We start from the raw sequence: 20,406 nt of genomic DNA, 5'->3' as shown, positions 1-20,406 counted from the left end.
TCATGACTACTCAGAATGACGCCACGCAGTTGGGGAGCGGGCTCAAAACCCGGCACCTCACCATGATGGGGCTCGGTTCTGCCATCGGCGCCGGACTCTTCTTAGGCACCGGCGTGGGTATCCGCGCCGCCGGTCCCTCGATCCTTCTCGCCTACATCATCGCCGGGGCTGTGGTCATGGCCGTGATGTACATGCTCGGGGAGATGGCCGCCGCCCGACCCGCCCCCGGTTCCTTTGCCACCTACGCCCGCGCCGCGTTTGGCCCGTGGGCTGGCTTCACCCTGGGGTGGCTCTTCTGGTTCATGATGATTATGGTGCTGGGCGCGGAAATGACCGGCGCCGCCGCCATCATGGCCTCCTGGTTTGGGGTGGATCCCTGGATACCGGCGCTCGTCTGCGTCACCCTTTTTGCCGTGATTAACCTGGCCAAGGTGAGCGGGTTTGGCGAGTTCGAGTTCTGGTTCGCCTTCATCAAGGTCAGCGTGATTATCCTCTTCCTCATTCTGGGGGTTCTCCTGATCTTCGGTCTCCTCCCCGGCCATGACTTCGTGGGCACCCAGCACTTCCTCGGCGATGGTGGCTTCATGCCCCACGGGATTCCCGGGCTGGCGGCGGGGCTGCTTGCCGTGGCCTTTGCCTTTGGCGGCATCGAGATTGTGACCATCGCGGCGGCGGAATCGGAAGACCCGCAGCAGGCCATCAAGACCGCCATTCGCTCTACCCTCTGGCGCATCGGCCTGTTTTACCTGGGTTCCGTTTTGGTCATCACGTTCTTGCTTCCCACCGCGCTCATTAATGCGGCGGAAACCGCTGCGGAATCGCCTTTTACCCAGGTGCTCAAGATCGCGGATATTCCCGGCGTAGTGGGATTCATGGAGGCCGTGATTGTGGTTTCCCTGCTCTCCGCCTTCAACGCGCAGATTTACGCCAGCTCTCGCATGGCCTACTCCCTGGCCTCTGAGGGCAATGCCCCGGCCGCCCTGGGCAAACTCAGCAAGGATAACGTGCCCTTTAACGCCGTGCTGCTTTCCATGGTTTTCGCTTTTGCCTCCGTAGGCTTGCAGTGGTGGAACCCCACCGGGCTGCTGGACTTCCTGCTCAACGCCGTGGGCGGCATTCTCATCGTCATCTGGATCATGGTGGCGGCTAGTTACCTCAAGCTCCACCCGCAATTAGAGCGCAGCGGGGAGATCACTACCGTGCGGGTCTGGGGCTACCCCTGGCTGGGCTGGGCCACCATTGCGGCGCTCTTGGCCTTCGTGGTGCTCATGCTCTTCGATGACGGCTCCCGCGCGCAGATTTTCTCCGTGCTCATCATGATGGCCGCGCTCATTGTGCTGTCCTTTCTCACGAACCGGGGTTCTACTCAGGTAGGTTCAAAGGCATGACTTCTGCTTCAGCTCAAGGAATAGCAACCCTCACCCACGACGGCACCGTGCTTGACGTGTGGTTCCCCGCCCCCCAATTGCACGACACCCCGCTGACGGCGGGCACCGACCGCCTCGATGAGGCCCCGGCGCACCTCACCGCCCTCACCGGCCCGGACGAGGATCGCGGCGTGGCCCGCGTGGCGGTGGAAACCCGCATCGCTTCCCTGGACGAAGCCCCCGCCGATGCTTACGACGCCTACCTGCGCCTCCACCTGCTTTCCCATCGGCTCGTTCGGCCTCACGGGCAAAACATGGACGGTATCTTCGGCCTGCTGGCCAACGTGGTGTGGACTAATTACGGCCCCTGCACTCCCGCCGATTTCCAGATGGTGCGCGCCCGCCTCGCCGCTCGCGGCCCGGTGACCGTGTACTCCGTGGACAAGTTCCCGCGCATGGTGGACTACGTGGTTCCCACCGGCGTGCGCATTGGCGACGCCGACCGCGTACGCCTGGGCGCTCACCTCGCGGAGGGCACCACCGTCATGCACGAGGGGTTCGTGAACTTCAATGCGGGCACCCTGGGGAACTCTATGGTGGAGGGCCGCATTTCCGCCGGCGTGGTGGTGGGCGACGGCTCCGATGTGGGCGGCGGTGCCTCCATCATGGGCACCCTTTCTGGCGGAGGCAAGGAAGTGATCTCCATCGGTGAGCGCTGCCTACTGGGTGCTAATGCCGGTGTAGGTATCTCCCTTGGCGATGACTGCGTGGTAGAGGCCGGCCTCTACGTCACGGCCGGAACCAAGGTTTCTGTGTTTGGCGCGGTGGCCCAGGCCGCGGGGGTGGAAGAGGGGTCCTCCGTGAAGGCCTCCTCCCTGTCCGGAGCCTCCGGCGTACTCTTCCGCCGGAACTCCGTCTCCGGCGCGGTAGAGGCCACGCCATACACCTCCTCCGTCTCCCTCAACGAGGAACTGCACGCCAACTAAAACGCGGCGCGCCCCACGGCTGCCTCCCGGTGATCCCCCACCAGGAGGCAGCCTTTTTCATCTCCACACAGCAGAACTACCCTAGACACAATGACAAGTATCATTTACACTTTGCCCTGTATCTAAGGCAGGAGGCAGCACAACATGACAGACCCGCCCACCAACCTGGTGCGCAAGTATCGCCGGTGGAACGAACTCTCCCAGGCGGAACTCGCGCAGCGCGTCAGCGTCTCGCGGCAGACCATCGCCAACATCGAGCGCGGCAATTACTCCCCCTCGGTACACCTAGCCCTGGCGATCTGCCGCGAACTCCACCAGACCGTCGAACACGTTTTTGGCGGAACCGCAGCCCCCCAATCCCCAGCAAAGGAGACCCCTCGATGAGTTACGCAGACTTTGTTATTCAGCGCAATGAGAACCTGGTCGATGATGAGTTTGAGCGCGCCATGCTCCATAAGTCCTCGACCGTGGCGCTGGCCTATAACGACTGGCTCTGTCTAGGCAGTGCCGTCGTACTGGCGTGGTTATTGCCTGGACACTACGCTTATGCAAGCCTCCTAGCCATCATACCCATGGCATTTTCCCAGATTATTGGTGTGATGTGGCTACGTAGATCCACGCCTCGCCCCCGTTCTTCAATGCCGTCCCAAAAGGAAATCATTCTACAACTACTCGCTTTTAGTGCCATAGTGGTGGGGGTCTTTCAAAGCGCTGGCTGGCCCAAAGATCCTTTTAGCTTCATCATCCCTTGCATCGGCGGCCTCGCTGGCACCTACTATGCCTACAAGCGCTCCGAGGAGCGCCGCGAGAAGGATCGCAGGGCCCTTGATCGCAGGCTCGGAGAGGAGTCCGAGGAGGATTAGACCCGCGCCACGGGTTCTTGTTCCTGCACCACGGTCACGGCCGGGGGCTTGCTGCGGAACGTCCAGAGTTTGTTGAGCACGAAGTTCACCGGCATGGCCACCACGATGGAGATCGCCGTGGCCCAGTAGAACTTGGTGCGCAGGCCCGTGGAGTCGTCGAATATATCGGAGGGCAGGGCAAACGGCGAGGTGGGGTTCATGAGGAAGGTGGCCACGATGCTGCTCACCACCAGGGCGCTGAGCCCGGTGAGGAGGAAGGGGAAGAATCCGCGCCACCAGCTTCGGGTGTTCACGCCTCGGAATGTCCACATGCGGTTGAGTTGGTAGTTCCAGGTGTTCGCAAAGAGGAAGCCGATCACCATGAAGATGTGGAACCATCGGATATGAAATTGCGTGCCCAGCAGATTCAAAAAGGCATCGTGCTCGGAGATACCGGCCGTCCACCCGGCGATCTTCTTGGAGAGCGCGGTGACCAGGAGGTTCACCAGGGTGCCGGAGCCGCCGATGATTCCAAAGGTGAGGAATTGCCGGACGTTCCGGGAAAGGCGCTCGGAAGAGCTGGCTGGGTGCACTGAGATCGGGCCTCGATTCCGCAAGAAAATTGGGTGTATGTAGGGCGTGACCGATCTATTTTAGCCGCATGGGGCCTCAAGAACCTAGCCTGAGTCGGTTCGCGGCGGCGTCGATGCGCTCGTCGGTGGCCGTAAGGGAGATTCGCACGTGTTGTTTGCCCGCCGGGCCGTAGAAGGCGCCGGGGGCCACGAGGATTCCACGCTGGGCTAACCAGTCCACGGTGTCCCAACAGTCCTCCCCCCGGGTGGCCCAGAGGTACAGGCCCGCCTCGGAGTGCTCGATGGTGAAGCCGGCGTCGATAAGCGCACGCAGCAGCGTGGCGCGGCGGGAGGCGTAGCGCAGCTTTTGTACCTGCTCGTGGCCGTCCTCGTCCAGGGCTGCGGTCATGGCGACCTGGATCGGGTAGGGCACCATGAGCCCGGCGTGTTTGCGCACGAGGGTCAGCTCCGCGATGAGCCGCTCATCGCCGGCGAGGAATCCGGCGCGGTAACCCGCCAGGTTGGAGGTCTTGGAGAGGGAGTGGATCGCGAGGAGGTTGCGGTGATCGCCGCCGCAGACCTCGGGGTGCAGCAGGGAGAGAGGCGGGCGATCGTCGTCCCAGCCCAGGCCCAGGTAGCACTCGTCGGAGGCCACGATCACGTCGCGCTCGCGCGCCCACTGCACCACCTTGCGCAGGTGTTCCACGCCGAGTACCCGCCCGGTGGGGTTGGAGGGTGAGTTGAGGAAGAACAGGCCCGGGGTCTGCGGCCCGAGGGCCACCGTGGAGTCGGTGCGCGCGGTGGAACAACCCGCCAGGAGCGCGCCCACCTCGTAGGTGGGGTACGCCAGTTCTGGGATCACCACGGTATCGCCCGCGCCGAGGCCCAGGGCGGTGGGGAGCCAGGCGATGGCCTCCTTGGTGCCCACCACCGGCAGCACGGCGGCCTCGGTGAGGTCGGTGATCCCATAACGGCGGGCGGCGGAACTCACTATCGCCCGGCGCAACTCCGGGGTACCTATCGTCTGGGGGTAGCCCGGGCGGGCGGCGGCCTCCGCCAGGGCCAGTTGAATGCCCGGCGCCACCTCGTCCACGGGGGATCCCACGGAGAGGTTCACGATCCCCTCGGGGTGCTCGGTGGCTTTCTTCTTCGCGGGTGCCAGGGAGTCCCAGGGGAAATCGGGGAGGGTGTTTCCCAGCGGGGTGCGGGTCATAGCGGGCCTTCTCTCACAGAGGGGTTAGTCGGCGTTTTGCGGCGGGAGGTTGGCGATCAGGGGCGGATCGAAGTCCTGGGGGCCGAGTTTTTGTGCCCCGCCCGGAGAGCCGAGGTCATCAAAAAAGGCGGCGTTGGCGTCGTTATAGTCCAGCCATTCGTCGGGGACATCGTCCTCGTAGAAGATGGCCTCCACCGGGCAGGCGGGCTCGCAGGCACCGCAATCGACGCACTCGTCGGGGTGGATATACAGGGAGCGCTTGCCCTCGTAGATGCAATCCACCGGGCACTCCTCCACGCAGGCGCGATCCATGACGTCCACACAGGGCTGTGCGATTGTATAAGTCATCGTGTATCGGGTACTCCAGTTACGGGAAATCGTGCGCCGCCCCGCCAGAGGCAGCGCCGGAAACGCAGTGACAACTGCCTAGTATGTCACCTCCGCAGCACCAGCGGCCAACCGCCTCCGATCATTCCGGCCAGCAGCAGGGCCATGCTGCGAATATTATTGCCCACCAGCTGATCCCCGCTCACGGCCACCCACATCGTCAGGGCCACGTACCCCAGCAGCCACGTCCACAGCGGTATGCCCGCCACGGCAGCGTTGCGCGTCCACAGCAGCGCCGTGCGGCTGAGCACGCGATTAAACAGCAGCGCCACCAGGATCATGTAGGGGAAGGGCACCTTAGTTCCGCCGGGCAGGATGATCCAGGTGCCCAGGTACATCACCTCCAGAAGCACGGAGACCAGCGCGGCGATCGCCAACCACATCAGGCCCAGGGCCGCCTCGCCTCGGGAGAAGTCGGTGCGGGTAATCGGCTCGTTCTGCTCGCTCATGCGCGCCCCTCCCACCAGCGCTGGCCTTCGATCTCGGCGCTGCCCTGCCCCACCACGTAGTGCTCCTTCCAGGTCATCGGCTGGGCGATGAGATTAGATAGGGCAAAGACCTGGGCGGCGGGGCCGGGGTGGCGCAGCGTGGCGTAGGCCGCGTGGGTGTTGGTGGTGCTGGTGGAGCCGTCGGCAAGCCATAGCTGGGTAGCGTGCGCGCGCATGGCCGCAGCCTTGGCCGCCATCTCCGTCTCCGTCATCTCCACGGCAAAATCCGCGTGCTCCACGGATGCGATCTCCCCCGGGCGGGCGGGACGCCAGCCCGGGGGGATGGATTCGATGGCCTCCATACCCGCCTGCCATTCCTCCTCCAGCGTGACCGCCCAGAGGATTCCCGGCACCGTGACCCGCCGCGCGGCCGCGTGCGTGATCTGGTGGGCGCGGATATGATCCGGGTGCCCGTAGCCGCCGTCGGGGCCGTAGGTGAGAACCAGGTCGGGGCGCAGCCGGCCAAAGATCTCCGCGAGGTCCTCCTCGGCCGCGGCCCCCGAGGACACGAAGGCGCGCGGGTGCTCTGCGGCGGGGGTTCCCGCCATGCCGGAGTCCCGGTATCTTCCGGCCCCGCCCAGAAAGATTCCCCGAACCCCCAGGTGCCGCAGCGATTCCTGCCACTCCATGATGCGGAACCCGCCCAGTTGGTCGGCTTCTTCGGCCACCAGGTACGCGTAGGTCTCCCCGATCACCTCGCCCTGCTCCCCCAGAGTGCAGGTAACCACGGTGACCTCCGCCCCCAGGCGCGCCAGCCGGGCCAGGGCGCCGCCCGTCCAGATCGCCTCATCATCCGGGTGGGCATGCACCGCCACCACGCGCTTTCCCCGCAGATCCATCGTCATGGGCCCTCCTCATCGTTTCTTCCACTGTGCCGCCGTGGCCAGACCCTGCCACTGTTCCGGGGCCTCGGGTAGGCCCTCCACCTCCGGCCCGGCCACCATCAGGCGGGTTTCCCGCAGCAGCGGCACGCTCAGGTGCTCGGTTTCTTCCACCGCGCGCAGCGCTTCCGGCGCCTCCGCTCCGGCGAGCACCGCGCCCACCGTCTCCTCGGTTTCCGGGGAGCAATACCCGGAGAGGTTACTCCCCCGCACCGCGTCGGCGGGGCAGGCGTATCTGCTGGCGGCCTCGATCGCATCTGGTTCGCTGGCCCGCCAGGCCACCACGGCGTCCACCTCCCCCTCGCCCAGGGAGTGCGCTGCTGCCTCGTTGAGGTCGGCGTTGACCGCCTGGGCCTGCACCCCCAGCCGCACCAGGCTATCGGCTAGCCCACGCGCGGCCGCCGCGGCCTGGTTATCGGTGGGGTCCGCCGCGATGCGCAGCGGCTGGGCGGCCGAGCGCTCGCGCAGGAGCGCCAGCGTTTCCTCCGGCGCCTCCGGCACCCGGCGCTCCGGTACCGAAAGGTCGGCGCTGCGCCCTGCCGCCAACCGGGCCAGGGCGGGAGCGTCGATCAGCGCGGAGAGTGCCTCGCGCAGGGGGGCGTCGGCAAGCGTGGGCGAGGAAACGGACATGGTGAGGGCCAGTTCCCGGCCCGTGGTCATGCTGTGCACGCGGCTCTCCGGCACCAGGGAGAACGCCTGCGTGGAGGTCTCCGCCGGGGTGATGTCCAGGTAGCTGAGCTGATGGCTGCGCAGCTGATCCGCGCCCTCGGTGGTGCCGCGCACCGGGCGGAAGATGAGCAGTTCCGTCACCGCCGGATCGCTGCCCCAGAATCGATCGTTGCGGCTTAGCTCCACGGTGCCGCGGGCGCGATCCACCGTGCGCACCATGTACCGTCCGGCCGAGGCCGGGATGGTCTCCCGCATGCCGCTGTCAAAGCCCATGTTCTGCATGAGATGCGCCGGTAACAGGTGCCGGAACAGGCCCTGCCACTGCGCCACGGGCCGGGTGAAGTCCACCTCGACGGTCTTGCCGCCCCCGGTGGTGCGCACGTTGGCGATCGCCTGGTACCCCGCCTCCCCGCGCACTCCCGGCGTGGAGCGCATGGCCTGCCACAGGTACACGAAGTCATTGCCGCTGACCGGGGTGCCGTCGGACCACTGGGATTCCGGGGTGAGTACGTAGCGCACCGTCTGCGCCGCCTGGGGGGCGGGGTCAATCTGCTCGGCGGAGACCACCAGGTCAGGGTTGGGGTCACCCGCCACAAAGGCGGAGGGCAACACCAGATCCGCCAGGGAATCCACAAAGGGGGTGGAGTCCGCCAGCAGGTGCGGGTTAAAGCCGTTGCGCAGGGGGTCAATGCCCACGCTTATCGACGTCCGCTGGGGTTCCTCCCGGGCGGAGCGCGCCACCGCCGAGGTGGTGGGCGCGGCCGTGTCCTGCGCCGTGTCCACCACCGGGGGCGGGCTGGGATTCGCCGCGCATCCCGCCACGACGCACGCCGCGCCCACCGTGAGCGCCACCCACGCGCGCTGTTGTTTTTTCACGAGACTCACGCAAACCCAAGCTAGCGCACGCGGGCTTCGCGTTACTTGTTGCGCGCCTTTTCCCGGGCCCGTGCGCGGCCGCGCTCCGTGGCACCCAGCACCACCTTGCGCACGCGCAGCACGTCCGGGGTCACCTCCACGCACTCGTCGCCGCCGCAGAACTCCATCGCCTCGTCCAGGGAGAGGGTGCGGGCCTTGGCCAGCGTGACGGTGGCGTCGGCGGTGGCCGAGCGCATGTTCGTCAGCTTCTTTTCCTTGGTGATGTTGATGTCCATGTCCTCGTCGCGGTTATTCGCGCCCACGACCATGCCCTCATAGGTCTCCGCGCCCGGCTCCACAAAGAAGTCGCCGCGATCGGCCAGCTGGGTCAGGGCGTAGGCCGTAACCTGCCCGGAGCGATCCGCCACCAGGGAACCATTGGGGCGATCCTTGATCTCCCCGGCCCACACGTCCATGCCATCGGAATAGGAGTTGGCGATGCCGGTGCCGCGCGTCTCCGTCATGAACGTGGTGCGGAAACCGATCAAGCCCCGGGCGGGCACGCGGTACTCCATGCGGATCCAATCCGAACCCGGCGTGGTGTCCATCGCCTGCATCTGGCCCTTACGCGACGCCATGAGCTGAGTCACCGCGCCCTGGTGCTCGGCGGGAATGTCAATCACCATGATCTCGTAGGGCTCGTGCAACTTGCCGTCGATGGTCTGGGTGACCACCTGCGGCTTGCCCACGGTCAGCTCGAAGCCCTCGCGGCGCATGGTCTCCACCAGCACGGACAGCGCCATCTCGCCGCGGCCCTGAACCTCCCAGGCGTCGGGGCGCTCGGTGGGGAGCACCCGAATGGAAACGTTACCGATCAGCTCCTGATCCAGGCGGGCCTTGACCAGGCGGGCGGTGAGCTTATCGCCGCCGCCTCGGCCCGCCATCGGGGAGGTATTCACGCCGATGGTCATGGAGATGGCGGGCTCGTCCACCGTGATGCGCGGCAGGGCCACCGGGTTCTCCAGGTCAGCCAGGGTATCGCCGATCATGATCTCATCAATGCCGGAGACCGCCGCGATGTCCCCCGCGATCACCTCGTCGGTGGGCACGCGGTTCACGCCCTCGGTGCGCAGCAGTTCCGCGATCTTGACGTCCTTGGTGTGCTGGTTTCCCTCCTCGTCGTAGTGAATCCAGGCCACGCGCTGGCCCTTCTTCAACGCGCCGGAATGAATGCGCACCAGGCCAATGCGGCCCAGGAAGGAGGAGGAATCCAGGTTGGTCACGTGCGCCTGCAAGGGGCCGTCCAGGGTGGCCGTGGGCTCCGGGAGGACGTCATAGATCACGTCAAAGAGCGCCTGAAGGTCCTCCGCCTCCGGCACGTTACCGTCACCGGGATTATCCGTGGAGGCCTTACCCTCTCGGCCGGAGGCGTAGAGCACGGGGAGATCAAGAAGCTGCTCGGCGGCTGCGGCGGCCTCCGGATCATCCAGGCCCGCGGCGAGTTCCAGCAACAGATCCTGAGACTCCTCCACCACGGCGTCGATCCGCGCATCCGGGCGATCGGTCTTGTTCACCAGGATAATCACGGGCATCTTGGCCGCCAGGGCCTTGCCCAGCACAAAGCGGGTCTGCGGCAGCGGCCCCTCGGAGGCATCCACCAGCAGCACCACGCCGTCCACCATGGACAGCGCTCGCTCTACCTCGCCGCCGAAATCCGCGTGACCGGGGGTGTCGATGACGTTAATGATGAGGTCATTGCCGTCCTTGCCCAATCCCTTGCGGCGAATGGCGGTGTTCTTGGCCAGGATGGTGATGCCCTTTTCCTTTTCCAGATCGCCGGAGTCCATCACGCGATCGGCCACCTCCTCGTGATCGCCAAAGACGCCGGACTGCTCCAACATGGCATTAACGAGGGTGGTCTTGCCGTGATCCACGTGCGCGACGATGGCGACGTTACGGAACTCTGGATGGCTCACTACGGGGGTACTCCTAGCACAAAAAGGGAATATGTGAACTGAAGAAAGGTTACTCCCTGCACGCCACAGGCGCACCTTGGCGTTCCGCTTACTCACAGTATCGCCCAGTATGCCCCCAGAGCCTCCAGACCAGGGCGGGGAGACAAAACAGCGCCACGGTACTAGAGTGACACTCGTTGATTTCCCCGACGGAAGGTTTCCGCCCCGTGTTGCTCTCTCGCCGCCGCCTCGCCGCTGGCCTCACCGGACTGGTCACCACGCTCGGCCTCGCGCTGAGCGCCCCCACCGCCGGGGCCGTTACCCTGCCGGTGCCGCCGCTGCCGGAGGGCCCCCTCTACCTTCCCAGCCAGCAGCAGGTGCAGCAGGCCCGCGATTTCGCCGCCCAGCCCTGGCTACCCGAGGACATCTCCTCCGCGATCCTCGCGGCGGCGGACTTCTACGAGGGCACGGGGAACTCCGAGGGAGCGGTGCCCCTGCCGGAGAACGCCCCCCACATCGCGCAGTTTTACTGGCCCACCGTGGCCGGTAACTGCATCGGCGGGCAGATGAACTCCGTGGGCACCGCCATCGGCGTGCCCGGCCCCGCGCAGATCCCCGCCCCCGGCGCGGGCGAGGGACAAACCGCCTTCCTCTTTACCGGGCTGGGCACCAAGGCCGCCACGGCGGAGCAAAAGGACATGGCCGTGCATTGGTTCAACCTCAACACCCTAGCCTCCGGCACCACGCCGTTGGGCAACCACGGCATCAACCCCCAGGGCCCCGCCACCCTCTCCGCCACCGCCGATACCGGCAAGGGAACGATCGTGGCCGTCATCGCCGGATCGGTGAGCACCGAGGAAGGCACCTGCACCTACGCCCCCACGGCGGGCATCGTGAATAACCCCAAGAACCCCGCCGCCACCGCCGCGACCCCCGCCTAGGGGTTTCTTCCGCAAGGTTTCTTCCGCTTTAGCGACGCCCCCGAGGCCCCTTGCCACGGCGGCTCGGCTGCCCGCTCGGTGACGGGCCGGTAAAATCAGCGTCCATGACAGCGGATCTCCACCCCGTCAAGCAGGAAACCTTTGACCTCGCGGCCAAGATCAACATTGACCCCAAGGGCTTTGAGCGCCGCGTGGATCGCTTTGAGATCGCGGACTGGGGCCTTTATATGGCGCGCGGGGCCAACCACCCGCGCTTTGGCTACCTGGAATCCTGGCTCCTGCCGGAATGGAACCTGCGCGCCAATATCTTTCACTTCCGCCCCGGCGTGGAGGCGCGGCAGCACCTCTACATCGACGTAGCCCGCATCACCCACGAGGCAGGGGTGTGGCACACCAGGGATCTGTACGTGGATCTGGTGAGCAACCCTCCCGCTCCCCTAGAGGTGCTTGACCTCGACGAACTCGCCGCCGCCACCCACGCCGGGCTCATCGGCCCCGAGGAGGCCGAGCTTGCCATGCGCGCCACCGTGGCCGCCGTGGCCGGAACCAGCAGGCACGGCGAGGATCCCCAGGCATGGCTCGGGGCCCAGGGGGTAGAACTCGCCTGGGCCCCTCAGGTGCGGCTTAGTGCTGCGGAGGAGTGATCGGCTCCTCCGTGACCACCACTCCGTCCGCGTCCGCGTAGAGGTAGTGGCCGGGCACAAAGTCCACCCCGCCGAAGTGAACCGTGACGTTGCGCTCCCCGGTACCGTCCTTGCTGGACTTGCGCGGGTTGGTGCCCAGGGCCTTGCAACCGAAGTCCAGTTCCGCGATCACGGCGGAATCGCGCACGGCCCCGTTGACGATCACCCCCGACCAGTGATGATCCCGTCCGGCGGCGGCGATGAGATCACCCACCAGGGCGGTGTGCACGGAGGCGTCACCGTCGATCACCAGCACGCCGCCCTCGCCCTCCTCGTTGAGAGTCTGCTTGACCAGGGCGTTGTCCTGGAAGCACCGGATGGTGGTGATCTTGCCGCAGAACTGCGTGCGGCCCCCGATGGTACGGAGTTGCGTATCACAGCTACGCACGGATTCCCCGATGATGTCCACGAGGTCTGCGGTGGGAATAAACTGCGTCATGGTTTCCTCAATCCTTCTCTCAAGCTCTTACTCGGCCGTGGGGCACCAGCGGCCATAACGTAAAAACAGTGCTTGAGCGCGGTTAATCTCCGCTCAAGCACTGTGAATAACTCTCCGTTCCGCCTCCTCATCGCGGCGGGTGGAAAGAGCCGTTAAGGAGGCCGGACGCCGGTTTTAGTGGAACTGGCCTTCCTCCGTGGAGCCCTTGAGGGCGGTGGTGGAGGAGTTCGGATCCACGGTGGTGGCGATGGCGTCGAAGTAGCCCGCGCCCACCTCGCGCTGGTGCTTGACGGCGGTGAAGCCACGCTCCTTCGCGGCCTCGAACTCGCGGTTTTGCAGGTCCACGAAGGAGGTCATGCCGTTGCGGGCGTAGCCGTGGGCGAGGTCGAACATGGAGTAGTTCAGGGCGTGGAAGCCGGCCAGGGTGATGAACTGGAACACGAAGCCCATCGCACCCAGCTCCTTCTGGAACTTGGCGATCTCATCCGCCTCCAGGTGCGCCGACCAGTTGAAGGAGGGCGAGCAGTTGTAGGCGAGGAGCTGATCCGGGAACTCGGAGCGCACGCCCTCGGCGAACTTCTTGGCCAGCTCCAGATCCGGGGTGCCCGTCTCCATCCAGATGAGGTCTGCGTAGGGAGCGAAGCTCTTGGCGCGGGCGATGCAGGGCTCCAGGCCGTTCTTGACGTAGTAGTAGCCCTCGGCGGAACGCTCGCCGGTGAGGAACTCGTGGTCGCGCTCGTCCACGTCGGAGGTCAGCAACGTGGCGGCCTCGGCGTCGGTGCGGGCGACGATCACGGTGGGCACGTTGGCGACGTCGGCGGCCAAGCGGGCGGAGGACAGGGTGCGGATGTGCTGCTGGGTGGGGATGAGCACCTTGCCGCCCAGGTGACCACACTTCTTCTCGGAGGCCAGCTGATCCTCCCAGTGGGTGCCGGCGGCACCGGAGGCGATCATGGCCTTTTGCAGCTCGTAGACGTTGAGGGCACCGCCGAAGCCGGCCTCGGCGTCCGCCACCACGGGGACGAGCCAGTTGTCCACGGAGTCATCGCCCTCAACGCGGGCGATCTCATCGGCGCGCAGCAGGGCGTTGTTGATACGGCGCACCACCTGCGGCACGGAGTTGGCCGGGTAGAGCGACTGATCGGGGTAGGTGTGGCCGGAAAGGTTCGCGTCGCCCGCGACCTGCCAGCCGGAGAGGTAGACGGCCTTCAGGCCAGCGCGCACCTGCTGCACGGCCTGGTTGCCGGTGAGCGCGCCCAGGGCGTTGATGTACTCGCCACCACCCTTGTTGATCTCCTCCCACAGGATCTCAGCGCCACGGCGAGCCAGGGTGTGCTCCTCGATGACGTTGCCCTGGAGCTTGGCTACCTGCTCAGCCGTGTAGTCACGCTGAATTGCAGACCACCTGGGGTTTTCATCCCAATCCTTCTGAATTTCCTCGGCTGTACGGGCTTTGCCGGTAGCGGTCATAATCGCACCAACTTCCTAACGTGGGTCTTGAAAAGCGGGGGTACTGCCGGGCACTCTCACAGGACTCTGCGAGGAGCGCCCTTCACACCACATCTGGTGGCGTGCTTCACAGAATGGCAGGGTTGACGGCCTACGTCAATGGATCCGGCCGATATTTTTCACAACGGGGGTAACGGAACGGACTCGAAAAATAGCGATAATGTTAGTTCTTCCATCAAAAAACACCCCCACCCCACCCTGTGACCCAACCCATAAAACCGCCCGTCAGGACCCTTACTATTCTACCGGAAACTTCCTCACCTACCCCCGCTCCCCAGCACCCCCACCCCCGATCGGACCGGGGGTAGCGCGCAGAAAAAATCCGCCAGCCACTTTTCATGGTGACCTCACCCACATACGATGTTCCACCAAGCGGCGATCACGTCGCCCTTGCCATTCGTTCACCAGACCATTGAGGAGTTCCCCGATGCCCACGACCACGGCTCTTAGCACGAAGGACGACCGCGTCCAGGTCGCCGGAATGGACGTTGCCCGTGTCCTCCACGACTTTCTCGTCGAAGAGGTACTGCCCGAGATCGGGGTAGACGCAGACGCCTTCTGGCAGGGATTCGCAGCCATCGTGGCGGACCTCACCCCCCGCAACAAGGAACTCTTGGAGCGCCGCGAGGAACTACAGCGCCAGCTCGACGAGTACTTCCGCGCCAACCCCGGCCGCCCCGATCCTCGGCAGCACGAGGAGTTCCTGCGCTCCATCGGCTACCTTGAGCCCACGCCGGAGAAAGCGGAAATCCGCACCGAGAACACCGACCCCGAGTTCTCCGAGATCGCCGGCCCGCAGCTGGTGGTTCCCGTGCTCAACGCGCGCTTTGCCCTCAACGCCACCAACGCCCGCTGGGGTTCGCTCTACGACGCCCTCTACGGCACCGACGTCATCCCCGAGGAGGGCGGCGCACACCGCTCCGGCCCGTACAACCCCGTGCGCGGCGCCAAGGTCATCGCCTGGGGACGCGCCTTCCTCGATGAGGTCGTGCCCCTCGACGGCGCGAGCCACACGGACGTCGAAAGCTACAGCGTGGTGCGCGGCAGCCTGTGCGCCCGCGTGGACGGCGAGTGCATCCCGCTGAAGAATCCCAAGGCCTACAAGGGCTTCGTGGGAGACTTCGGCGACCCCTCCTCCATCATCCTGTACAACAACGGCCTGCACATCGACATTCGGATCAACCCCGCCTCCCCGGTGGGCAAGACCGACCGCGCCGGAGTGGAGGACATCGTGCTGGAGGCCGCCACCGCTACCATCATCGACTTCGAGGACTCCGTGGCCGCGGTGGACGCCACCGATAAGACCCTGGGCTACCGCAACTGGTTCGGGCTCAACACCGGCTCCCTCAAGGAAGAGGTGACCAAGGGTGATAAGACCTTCACCCGTGCCCTCAACCCGGACCGCACCTACATCTCGCGCACCGGCTCCCAGACCGTGCTCAAGGGGCGCTCCACCCTCCTGGTGCGCAACGTGGGCCACCTGATGACCAACCCCGCGATCCTCATCGACGGCGAAAAGATCTACGAGGGCATCATGGACGCCGTCATCACCGCCGCCTGCGCCATCCCCGGCACCCGCAAGGACAACCCCCTGCGCAACACCGTGACCGGCTCCATCTACATGGTCAAGCCCAAGCAGCACGGCTCCCAGGAGGTGGCCTTCACCAACGAGCTCTTCAGCCGCGTGGAGCAACTGCTGGGCCTGGAGCCCAATACCCTCAAGGTGGGCGTGATGGACGAGGAGCGCCGCACCTCCGCCAACCTCGACGCCTGCATCCAGGCCGTCTCCCAGCGCCTAGCCTTCATCAACACCGGATTCCTCGACCGCACCGGCGATGAGATCCACACCTCCATGGAGGCCGGCGCAATGGTGCGCAAGGCGGACATGCAGACCGCCCCGTGGAAGCAGGCCTACGAGGACAACAACGTGGACGTTGGCCTGGAACGCGGCCTCTCCGGCCGCGCGCAGATCGGCAAGGGAATGTGGGCCAAGACCGAGCTGATGGCGGAGATGGTGGAGCAGAAGATCGGCCAGCTCCACGAGGGCGCCAACACCGCCTGGGTGCCCTCCCCCACCGCCGCCACGCTGCACGCCACCCACTATCACAAGGTGGACGTGCGCGCGGTGCAGCAGGAACTGGTGGCGGCTGGCCGCCGCGATACCTTCGCTGACCTGCTCACCGTGCCGGTGGCGCAGAATCCCTCCTGGTCGCCCGAGGAAATCAAGGAGGAGGTGGACAATAACTGTCAGTCCATCCTGGGCTACGTGGTGCGCTGGGTGGAGCAGGGCATCGGCTGCTCCAAGGTGCCGGATATTCACAACGTGGACCTCATGGAGGATCGCGCCACCCTGCGCATCTCCTCCCAGCTGCTGGCCAACTGGCTGCGCCACGGGATCATCACCACCGAACAGGTGGTGGACTCCCTCAAGCGCATGGCCGTGGTGGTGGATAAGCAGAACGAGGGCGACGCCGCCTACCTGCCCATGTCCCGCGACTATGACTACTCCATTGCCTTCCAGGCCGCCAAGGATCTGATCCTCAAGGGAACGGAGTCCCCCGCCGGGTACACCGAGCCGATCCTGCACGCCCGACGCCGCGAGTTCAAGCAGCGCGAGGGCATCGCCTAATCTTCCTGATCCGTTTGCTCCATTAAGTGCAGAGTACCCCGCCGACCACGGTATTTTCCTGGTCGGCGGGGCGCTTTTATGTTCCTCTTATTCCTCCAATTCCGGATTGGAGCGTCCTGGGTTTTGTTCCTCGATAACATCAACAAGGATGAGGGCCACGACCCCGATACTCATAAGAGTTCAAGGAGCGTGGCAGGCAACTGCGTCTGTCCAAGACAACGAAACAAAACCCAGGGCACTTCAATACTTAGAAGAACACGCAGTGATCACTGATCCGCTCCGGAGAGCGATACATCTTTATCCGACGTCACCTGCAGCCCCACAGGCAGAGCACTTCCTCGATCAACCGGGAAGCACAACGAAACCGCAGCCTCGAGAGCATCCGCCACGCACTATGTTTCAGAGTTAATCCAATCTATGACCGAAACCGCCTGCATGACCGAGGTGCGAGCATAGCTTGGTATCGCAGTAGTCAGTGCTGCCGCTTCTCCTGCAAACAGAACTCTGCCACCAACGCGCGCGGAACCCCACCCGTTGTTCAAAGGGGTGCCGGCCCATCGAGAAACGTTTGGTTTTATTTGACCAGGAAAAACACCTTCACCCTGTCTGACCCATCCTAAGTTCTCATAGCCACAGGCACAGACTACCGCCTCGACTCGGTAAGAATTACCAGAAGTATCTTTGAGGTCGACAGCGTTTCGAGCCTGTTCCCCTATACCTTCACCGCAAGCCAGCATAAGACTCCCTGTATGAAAGCCTTCTTGTAGGGTTTTCGCGCTCTGTACAGGCATGGCAGTCACATAGTGACGTATCCAATCTGCTATACCATTTAGGAGTGCGCACCTTAAGGGGGCGATCAACGGTGACCAGATCTGATTAGCTAGATCAACCATCCGGCCGATCATCTTTTCCCAGACAGAATAGCCATTTTCGGCTAGTTCATAGTCAAGCAAGAAGCGGTCAGTTCCGTTCTTACAAATATATTCCCTAAGACGTCCAGGGTTCCAGCCAAGAGAATTTGCGCACCAAGTAGCGTATTTTCTAAAATCCTCCACACTATGAGAGTGAGACCGAAACTCACTTGACGAAATCTCACTCGGTGCATTTATCTGGAGCGAAGTACGTACGCCGGGCAACTGCCCACTGGGACTGAGCATGACTGCCTTCACTCCTTCGAATAACGCTAACCGTGCTGCGTCAACAGCAGAAAGACCAGTTCCTAAAATGCCGATGCGGGAAGCGGGGTGCACTTTCAACCACGCCAAAAACCCAGGGTCATAGGGGCTAGAAAAGACTGGAGCTGCCCCACGATATGATCGACATGATGGAGGGATCCGCGGCACTCTCTGATTACCAGTGATGACAACGAAATCAGCCTTAAAGAAACCGTGATGCCCGGTATGAATAATAATAATAGGGTCTGTAGAATCCTCTACACAAACTACTGAATCAGGTATGAACCGAAGACAATCACGGGAAGTGCTAACCTCTCGAAGTAGGGCCTGCTGGAGATAGTGACCATATTTTTCTCTCGCAGGAAAAATAGAACTGGATTCTAGTGTTCCGCATCCCAAGAACCGAGCAAAGTCTTGTGGATCCTCGGCGTCTATCGACATTACCGAAGTGCTTGTATTACATAGCATACGCTCATCAACTTGACCAAATGCGAGATGTTTTTGAGGAGGTGTCGCGTCAAAAATAGTGAGTTCAATATGGGAATAGGTAGAAAACACTCGCCGCGCGATTGTTGCAGCCGAAACGCCCGCGCCAATAACTGCAACTCTGACCGTCATCACATAACCTTTCCGGCGGTGACGGTGTACAAGTCACCACGGGAGTCCAATTCTTCGAGAGATTTCAGATCAGCCTCAACAGCATTGCGATCAGAGGAGCCAAGAAAGACCATGCCAAACGCTCCCGTTGTTACACGATTCGAGTTATCGACATACGAACCAACCTTCGGAAGATGTGAAATTCTCCGGACGGTTGGGAAATTCTGGATAAGATCCCAGTGACACTGTTGAAGCACTCCGTTCGATTGCGGAGTAGGCATAAGCCAAGCAACGCACCCCTCAGAATTTCCAGCGAGTACTTCCCGCTCGGCTGCCGGTAAACCATTCGTTAGCATAGAGGCGAGAACACTTATCTGGCTGAAACCTCGGGCGGGAAAGTAGACCTCATCAGGCACCTCAGGCCCCATACAGCGACCGTTATATTCAATTAGAACCCACCGCCCCTTAGACCACCTCAACTCCACGTGCGAAGCGCCAAACCTTACCCCCAAAGCATCAAGGAGAGATAGAGTGTATTCTAGCGCTCCGGAATAGTGGCCGTCCCCCGGGTCAACCGTGATCGCCGAATATATATGGGGAGCACCTGACCCCTCTTTAATGCCATAACGAAAAACTTCGGTCACTAAATGACAACCTTCGCTTGTGACTAGATTAACAAAATACTGAGGACCCTCTACATACTCCTGAATAACCACAGAAGGTGACTTTTCTCCAAGCAAAGTAGTAGAGCTGTGAATTGTATTTATTGCTCGAATGGTTTCAGACTCTGTCTTGCAAAAGTAGACGTGATCACTACCACCACTGCCCACAGGCTTAACAACACAGTCCTCAACAAGGGACGGGTCTAGGGAAAATCCACCCTGTACGGAAAAAGGAGTGATGGTAACAGATTTCGGGGCATGTAGGCCATGCTGGTGAGCAACCTCAATCACCCCTTGCTTATGGCGGCGGTGCCAGATCTTTTCCCTACTATTATGTGGTAGCTTCAGCTCAGCTGAAATCCACTCAGCCAGAGATACTCCCGACTCACTTCCAGGAACAACAAGGTCATATCCCTCTTGGACGCATTCATGGAGTAAGTTCAAAGCCCAAGGATCGGATATTCTCCCGTCTTCGTCTGCCGAAATGACATGAGGCAGGTTGACAGTCACAACCGTTGCACCCCTTTGACGCAGGGCTGCAACTAGTTCAGTGCCGCTTGAAGAATCATCAACTACTAGTATCTTCACTGGTTCTCCTTGTTCCCCACATTGCTTGACTTATGGCGATCACCATAATGAGCGCTAGTACCGTCAACTGAAAAGGATCAACTTGAGTTCCCAATGCAACCTCGGAAGCCATTACCACAGCCGGAAGGGTAGCGATGATCAGTGCTGAGGTGAGCGAAGACGCCAAGGTGATTCCCCACCGCAAGAGCAGGATGGGGAGAGTAATACAGGTCGCTGACAACAGGACGATTGACAGGGTAGAGCCTCGAATCATCTCCGCCTCCACAGACAAGAAGGCCACAAGGCCACTGATAATCCAGGCTAGATGAAACCTTACTGCCGCAATTTCGAATACGCTGTTCCCTTGCTCGACGGCCCAGCGTGATGAGTGCAGAACTCCTACCGCCGAAATTCCTGCACCTACGGCCAAAGCGAAACCCAAGTAGGACTGTGATGAGATGCCTTCCGTTCCGAGAAAGAAAAAACAGAGAGCCAGCACCACTACCCCCAATGTTGATAGCAAAGAACTACTAAACCTTCGTGCCTTCCAGGCCGTAATCATTGCAACAATGAAAGGACCTATCCCTGTTTCTATGACACTGGCTGCAGTAGTCTGAATCAAGGTGGTGGACACGTAAAATAGACAGAATGCGCCGGCTGTGAATAGGTTAAGACTTACTATAGTTGCCATCTTCATGGGCCGCCGCCATACTCTCGTTTCTCGGGATTTTTTACAGTAGAAAGCTACGTAGAACACAGTAGATATGACTGCCGCAATCAAAAATGCTGAAAACGTAATAAACGTAGATATTTCTGGTTCTACTTTTGCTCCGACTATCGCAGTGCCGATTCCCTGCCATAGGACAGCTATGGCCACGATTATCGCCCCTACACCTGCCCTACTTGATCCACTCATAAAGCCTTCCTTTTCAGGCGCCCGTAGCCAATTCAATAGATGGCGCATAGCCATTCTGAATATTCCTGGACAA

At 62.5% G+C, this 20,406-nt stretch carries 19 protein-coding genes; 7 read left to right on the top strand and 12 right to left on the bottom strand.

Annotated features, from left to right (window positions below; genetic code table 11):
* Window positions 1-2: 2 nt before the first annotated feature.
* The 4 genes from Cocul_RS08645 (at window position 3) to Cocul_RS08630 (ending at window position 3,216) form a co-directional block, all read left to right on the top strand.
* On the top strand, window positions 3-1,388 hold the full coding sequence (locus Cocul_RS08645; protein ID WP_055122880.1) for an amino acid permease: 1,386 nt from the start codon (window positions 3-5) through the stop codon (window positions 1,386-1,388).
* The gene (gene dapD / locus Cocul_RS08640; RefSeq protein ID WP_055122879.1) at window positions 1,385-2,353 is read left to right on the top strand and encodes a 2,3,4,5-tetrahydropyridine-2,6-dicarboxylate N-succinyltransferase; all 969 of its coding nucleotides are present in this window, start codon (window positions 1,385-1,387) and stop codon (window positions 2,351-2,353) included. The genes Cocul_RS08645 and dapD overlap by 4 nt, the downstream gene beginning before the upstream one ends.
* A gap of 144 nt (window positions 2,354-2,497) precedes the next feature.
* Window positions 2,498-2,737: a helix-turn-helix transcriptional regulator gene (locus tag Cocul_RS08635; RefSeq protein ID WP_055122878.1), complete on the top strand. Its 240-nt coding sequence runs from the start codon at window positions 2,498-2,500 to the stop codon at window positions 2,735-2,737.
* Complete coding sequence (locus tag Cocul_RS08630) at window positions 2,734-3,216, top strand: sulfite exporter TauE/SafE family protein (protein WP_055122877.1); 483 nt, start codon at window positions 2,734-2,736, stop codon at window positions 3,214-3,216. Before Cocul_RS08635 ends, Cocul_RS08630 begins: the two co-directional genes overlap by 4 nt.
* On the opposite strand, the gene Cocul_RS08625 is transcribed toward Cocul_RS08630, so the two are convergent.
* The 7 genes from Cocul_RS08625 to typA all read right to left on the bottom strand — a co-directional run bounded on the left by Cocul_RS08625 (window position 3,213) and on the right by typA (window position 10,236).
* Window positions 3,213-3,788, bottom strand: a complete 576-nt coding sequence (locus tag Cocul_RS08625) for a GtrA family protein (RefSeq protein WP_055122876.1) — start codon at window positions 3,786-3,788, stop codon at window positions 3,213-3,215. The genes Cocul_RS08630 and Cocul_RS08625 overlap by 4 nt on opposite strands.
* 76 nt (window positions 3,789-3,864) lie before the next feature.
* Window positions 3,865-4,980, bottom strand: a complete 1,116-nt coding sequence (gene dapC / locus Cocul_RS08620) for a succinyldiaminopimelate transaminase (protein WP_055122875.1) — start codon at window positions 4,978-4,980, stop codon at window positions 3,865-3,867.
* 24 nt (window positions 4,981-5,004) lie between these two features.
* Window positions 5,005-5,328: a ferredoxin gene (fdxA, locus tag Cocul_RS08615; protein ID WP_055122874.1), complete on the bottom strand. Its 324-nt coding sequence runs from the start codon at window positions 5,326-5,328 to the stop codon at window positions 5,005-5,007.
* A gap of 86 nt (window positions 5,329-5,414) precedes the next feature.
* Window positions 5,415-5,816 carry a hypothetical protein gene (locus tag Cocul_RS08610; RefSeq protein WP_055122873.1) on the bottom strand — a complete coding sequence of 134 codons (402 nt, stop codon included), beginning with the start codon at window positions 5,814-5,816 and terminating at the stop codon, window positions 5,415-5,417.
* Window positions 5,813-6,700 carry an N-acetyl-1-D-myo-inositol-2-amino-2-deoxy-alpha-D-glucopyranoside deacetylase gene (gene mshB, locus Cocul_RS08605; protein WP_055122872.1) on the bottom strand — a complete coding sequence of 296 codons (888 nt, stop codon included), beginning with the start codon at window positions 6,698-6,700 and terminating at the stop codon, window positions 5,813-5,815. The genes Cocul_RS08610 and mshB overlap by 4 nt, the downstream gene beginning before the upstream one ends.
* 9 nt (window positions 6,701-6,709) lie before the next feature.
* Window positions 6,710-8,290 (bottom strand): ABC transporter family substrate-binding protein, encoded by a 1,581-nt coding sequence (locus tag Cocul_RS08600; protein ID WP_150114428.1) that lies wholly within the window; start codon window positions 8,288-8,290, stop codon window positions 6,710-6,712.
* A 32-nt stretch (window positions 8,291-8,322) separates the two neighbouring features.
* Complete coding sequence (gene typA, locus Cocul_RS08595; RefSeq protein WP_055122870.1) at window positions 8,323-10,236, bottom strand: translational GTPase TypA; 1,914 nt, start codon at window positions 10,234-10,236, stop codon at window positions 8,323-8,325.
* Between the two features lie 206 nt (window positions 10,237-10,442).
* Here typA and Cocul_RS08590 point away from each other — a divergent pair, with 206 nt between their 5' ends.
* Complete coding sequence (locus Cocul_RS08590; RefSeq protein WP_055122869.1) at window positions 10,443-11,156, top strand: Rv1157c family protein; 714 nt, start codon at window positions 10,443-10,445, stop codon at window positions 11,154-11,156.
* Window positions 11,157-11,260: 104 nt separating this feature from the next.
* Window positions 11,261-11,800, top strand: a complete 540-nt coding sequence (locus Cocul_RS08585) for a ribonuclease FAU-1 family protein (RefSeq protein ID WP_055122868.1) — start codon at window positions 11,261-11,263, stop codon at window positions 11,798-11,800.
* Here the strand turns inward: Cocul_RS08585 and rraA are convergent.
* Window positions 11,781-12,278, bottom strand: a complete 498-nt coding sequence (rraA, locus tag Cocul_RS08580; protein WP_055122867.1) for a ribonuclease E activity regulator RraA — start codon at window positions 12,276-12,278, stop codon at window positions 11,781-11,783. The two genes, Cocul_RS08585 and rraA, sit on opposite strands and share 20 nt — an antisense overlap.
* 174 nt (window positions 12,279-12,452) lie before the next feature.
* Window positions 12,453-13,748, bottom strand: coding sequence for an isocitrate lyase (gene aceA, locus Cocul_RS08575; RefSeq protein ID WP_055122866.1), 1,296 nt, complete (start codon window positions 13,746-13,748; stop codon window positions 12,453-12,455).
* Between the two features lie 466 nt (window positions 13,749-14,214).
* Between aceA and glcB the strand changes: the two genes are divergently transcribed.
* Window positions 14,215-16,416 carry a malate synthase G gene (gene glcB, locus Cocul_RS08570; protein ID WP_055122865.1) on the top strand — a complete coding sequence of 734 codons (2,202 nt, stop codon included), beginning with the start codon at window positions 14,215-14,217 and terminating at the stop codon, window positions 16,414-16,416.
* Between the two features lie 392 nt (window positions 16,417-16,808).
* Here glcB and Cocul_RS11975 read toward each other — a convergent pair whose 3' ends face one another.
* The 3 genes from Cocul_RS11975 to Cocul_RS12885 are packed head-to-tail and all read right to left on the bottom strand — an operon-like array spanning window position 16,809 to window position 20,387.
* Entirely contained in the window at window positions 16,809-18,209 is a 1,401-nt protein-coding gene (locus Cocul_RS11975) for an FAD/NAD(P)-binding protein (RefSeq protein WP_082422253.1), read from the bottom strand.
* The gene (locus tag Cocul_RS11970) at window positions 18,209-19,438 is read right to left on the bottom strand and encodes an ATP-grasp domain-containing protein (RefSeq protein WP_082422252.1); all 1,230 of its coding nucleotides are present in this window, start codon (window positions 19,436-19,438) and stop codon (window positions 18,209-18,211) included. Before Cocul_RS11970 ends, Cocul_RS11975 begins: the two co-directional genes overlap by 1 nt.
* On the bottom strand, window positions 19,419-20,387 hold the full coding sequence (locus Cocul_RS12885) for a DMT family transporter (RefSeq protein WP_245622183.1): 969 nt from the start codon (window positions 20,385-20,387) through the stop codon (window positions 19,419-19,421). The genes Cocul_RS11970 and Cocul_RS12885 overlap by 20 nt, the downstream gene beginning before the upstream one ends.
* Between the last annotated feature and the right edge of the window lie 19 nt (window positions 20,388-20,406).

It is taken from the genome of Corynebacterium oculi (genome assembly GCF_001412105.1).
GTDB classification, from domain to species: Bacteria; Actinomycetota; Actinomycetes; order Mycobacteriales; family Mycobacteriaceae; genus Corynebacterium; species Corynebacterium oculi.
This window is presented reverse-complemented; position numbering and strand designations above follow the sequence as displayed.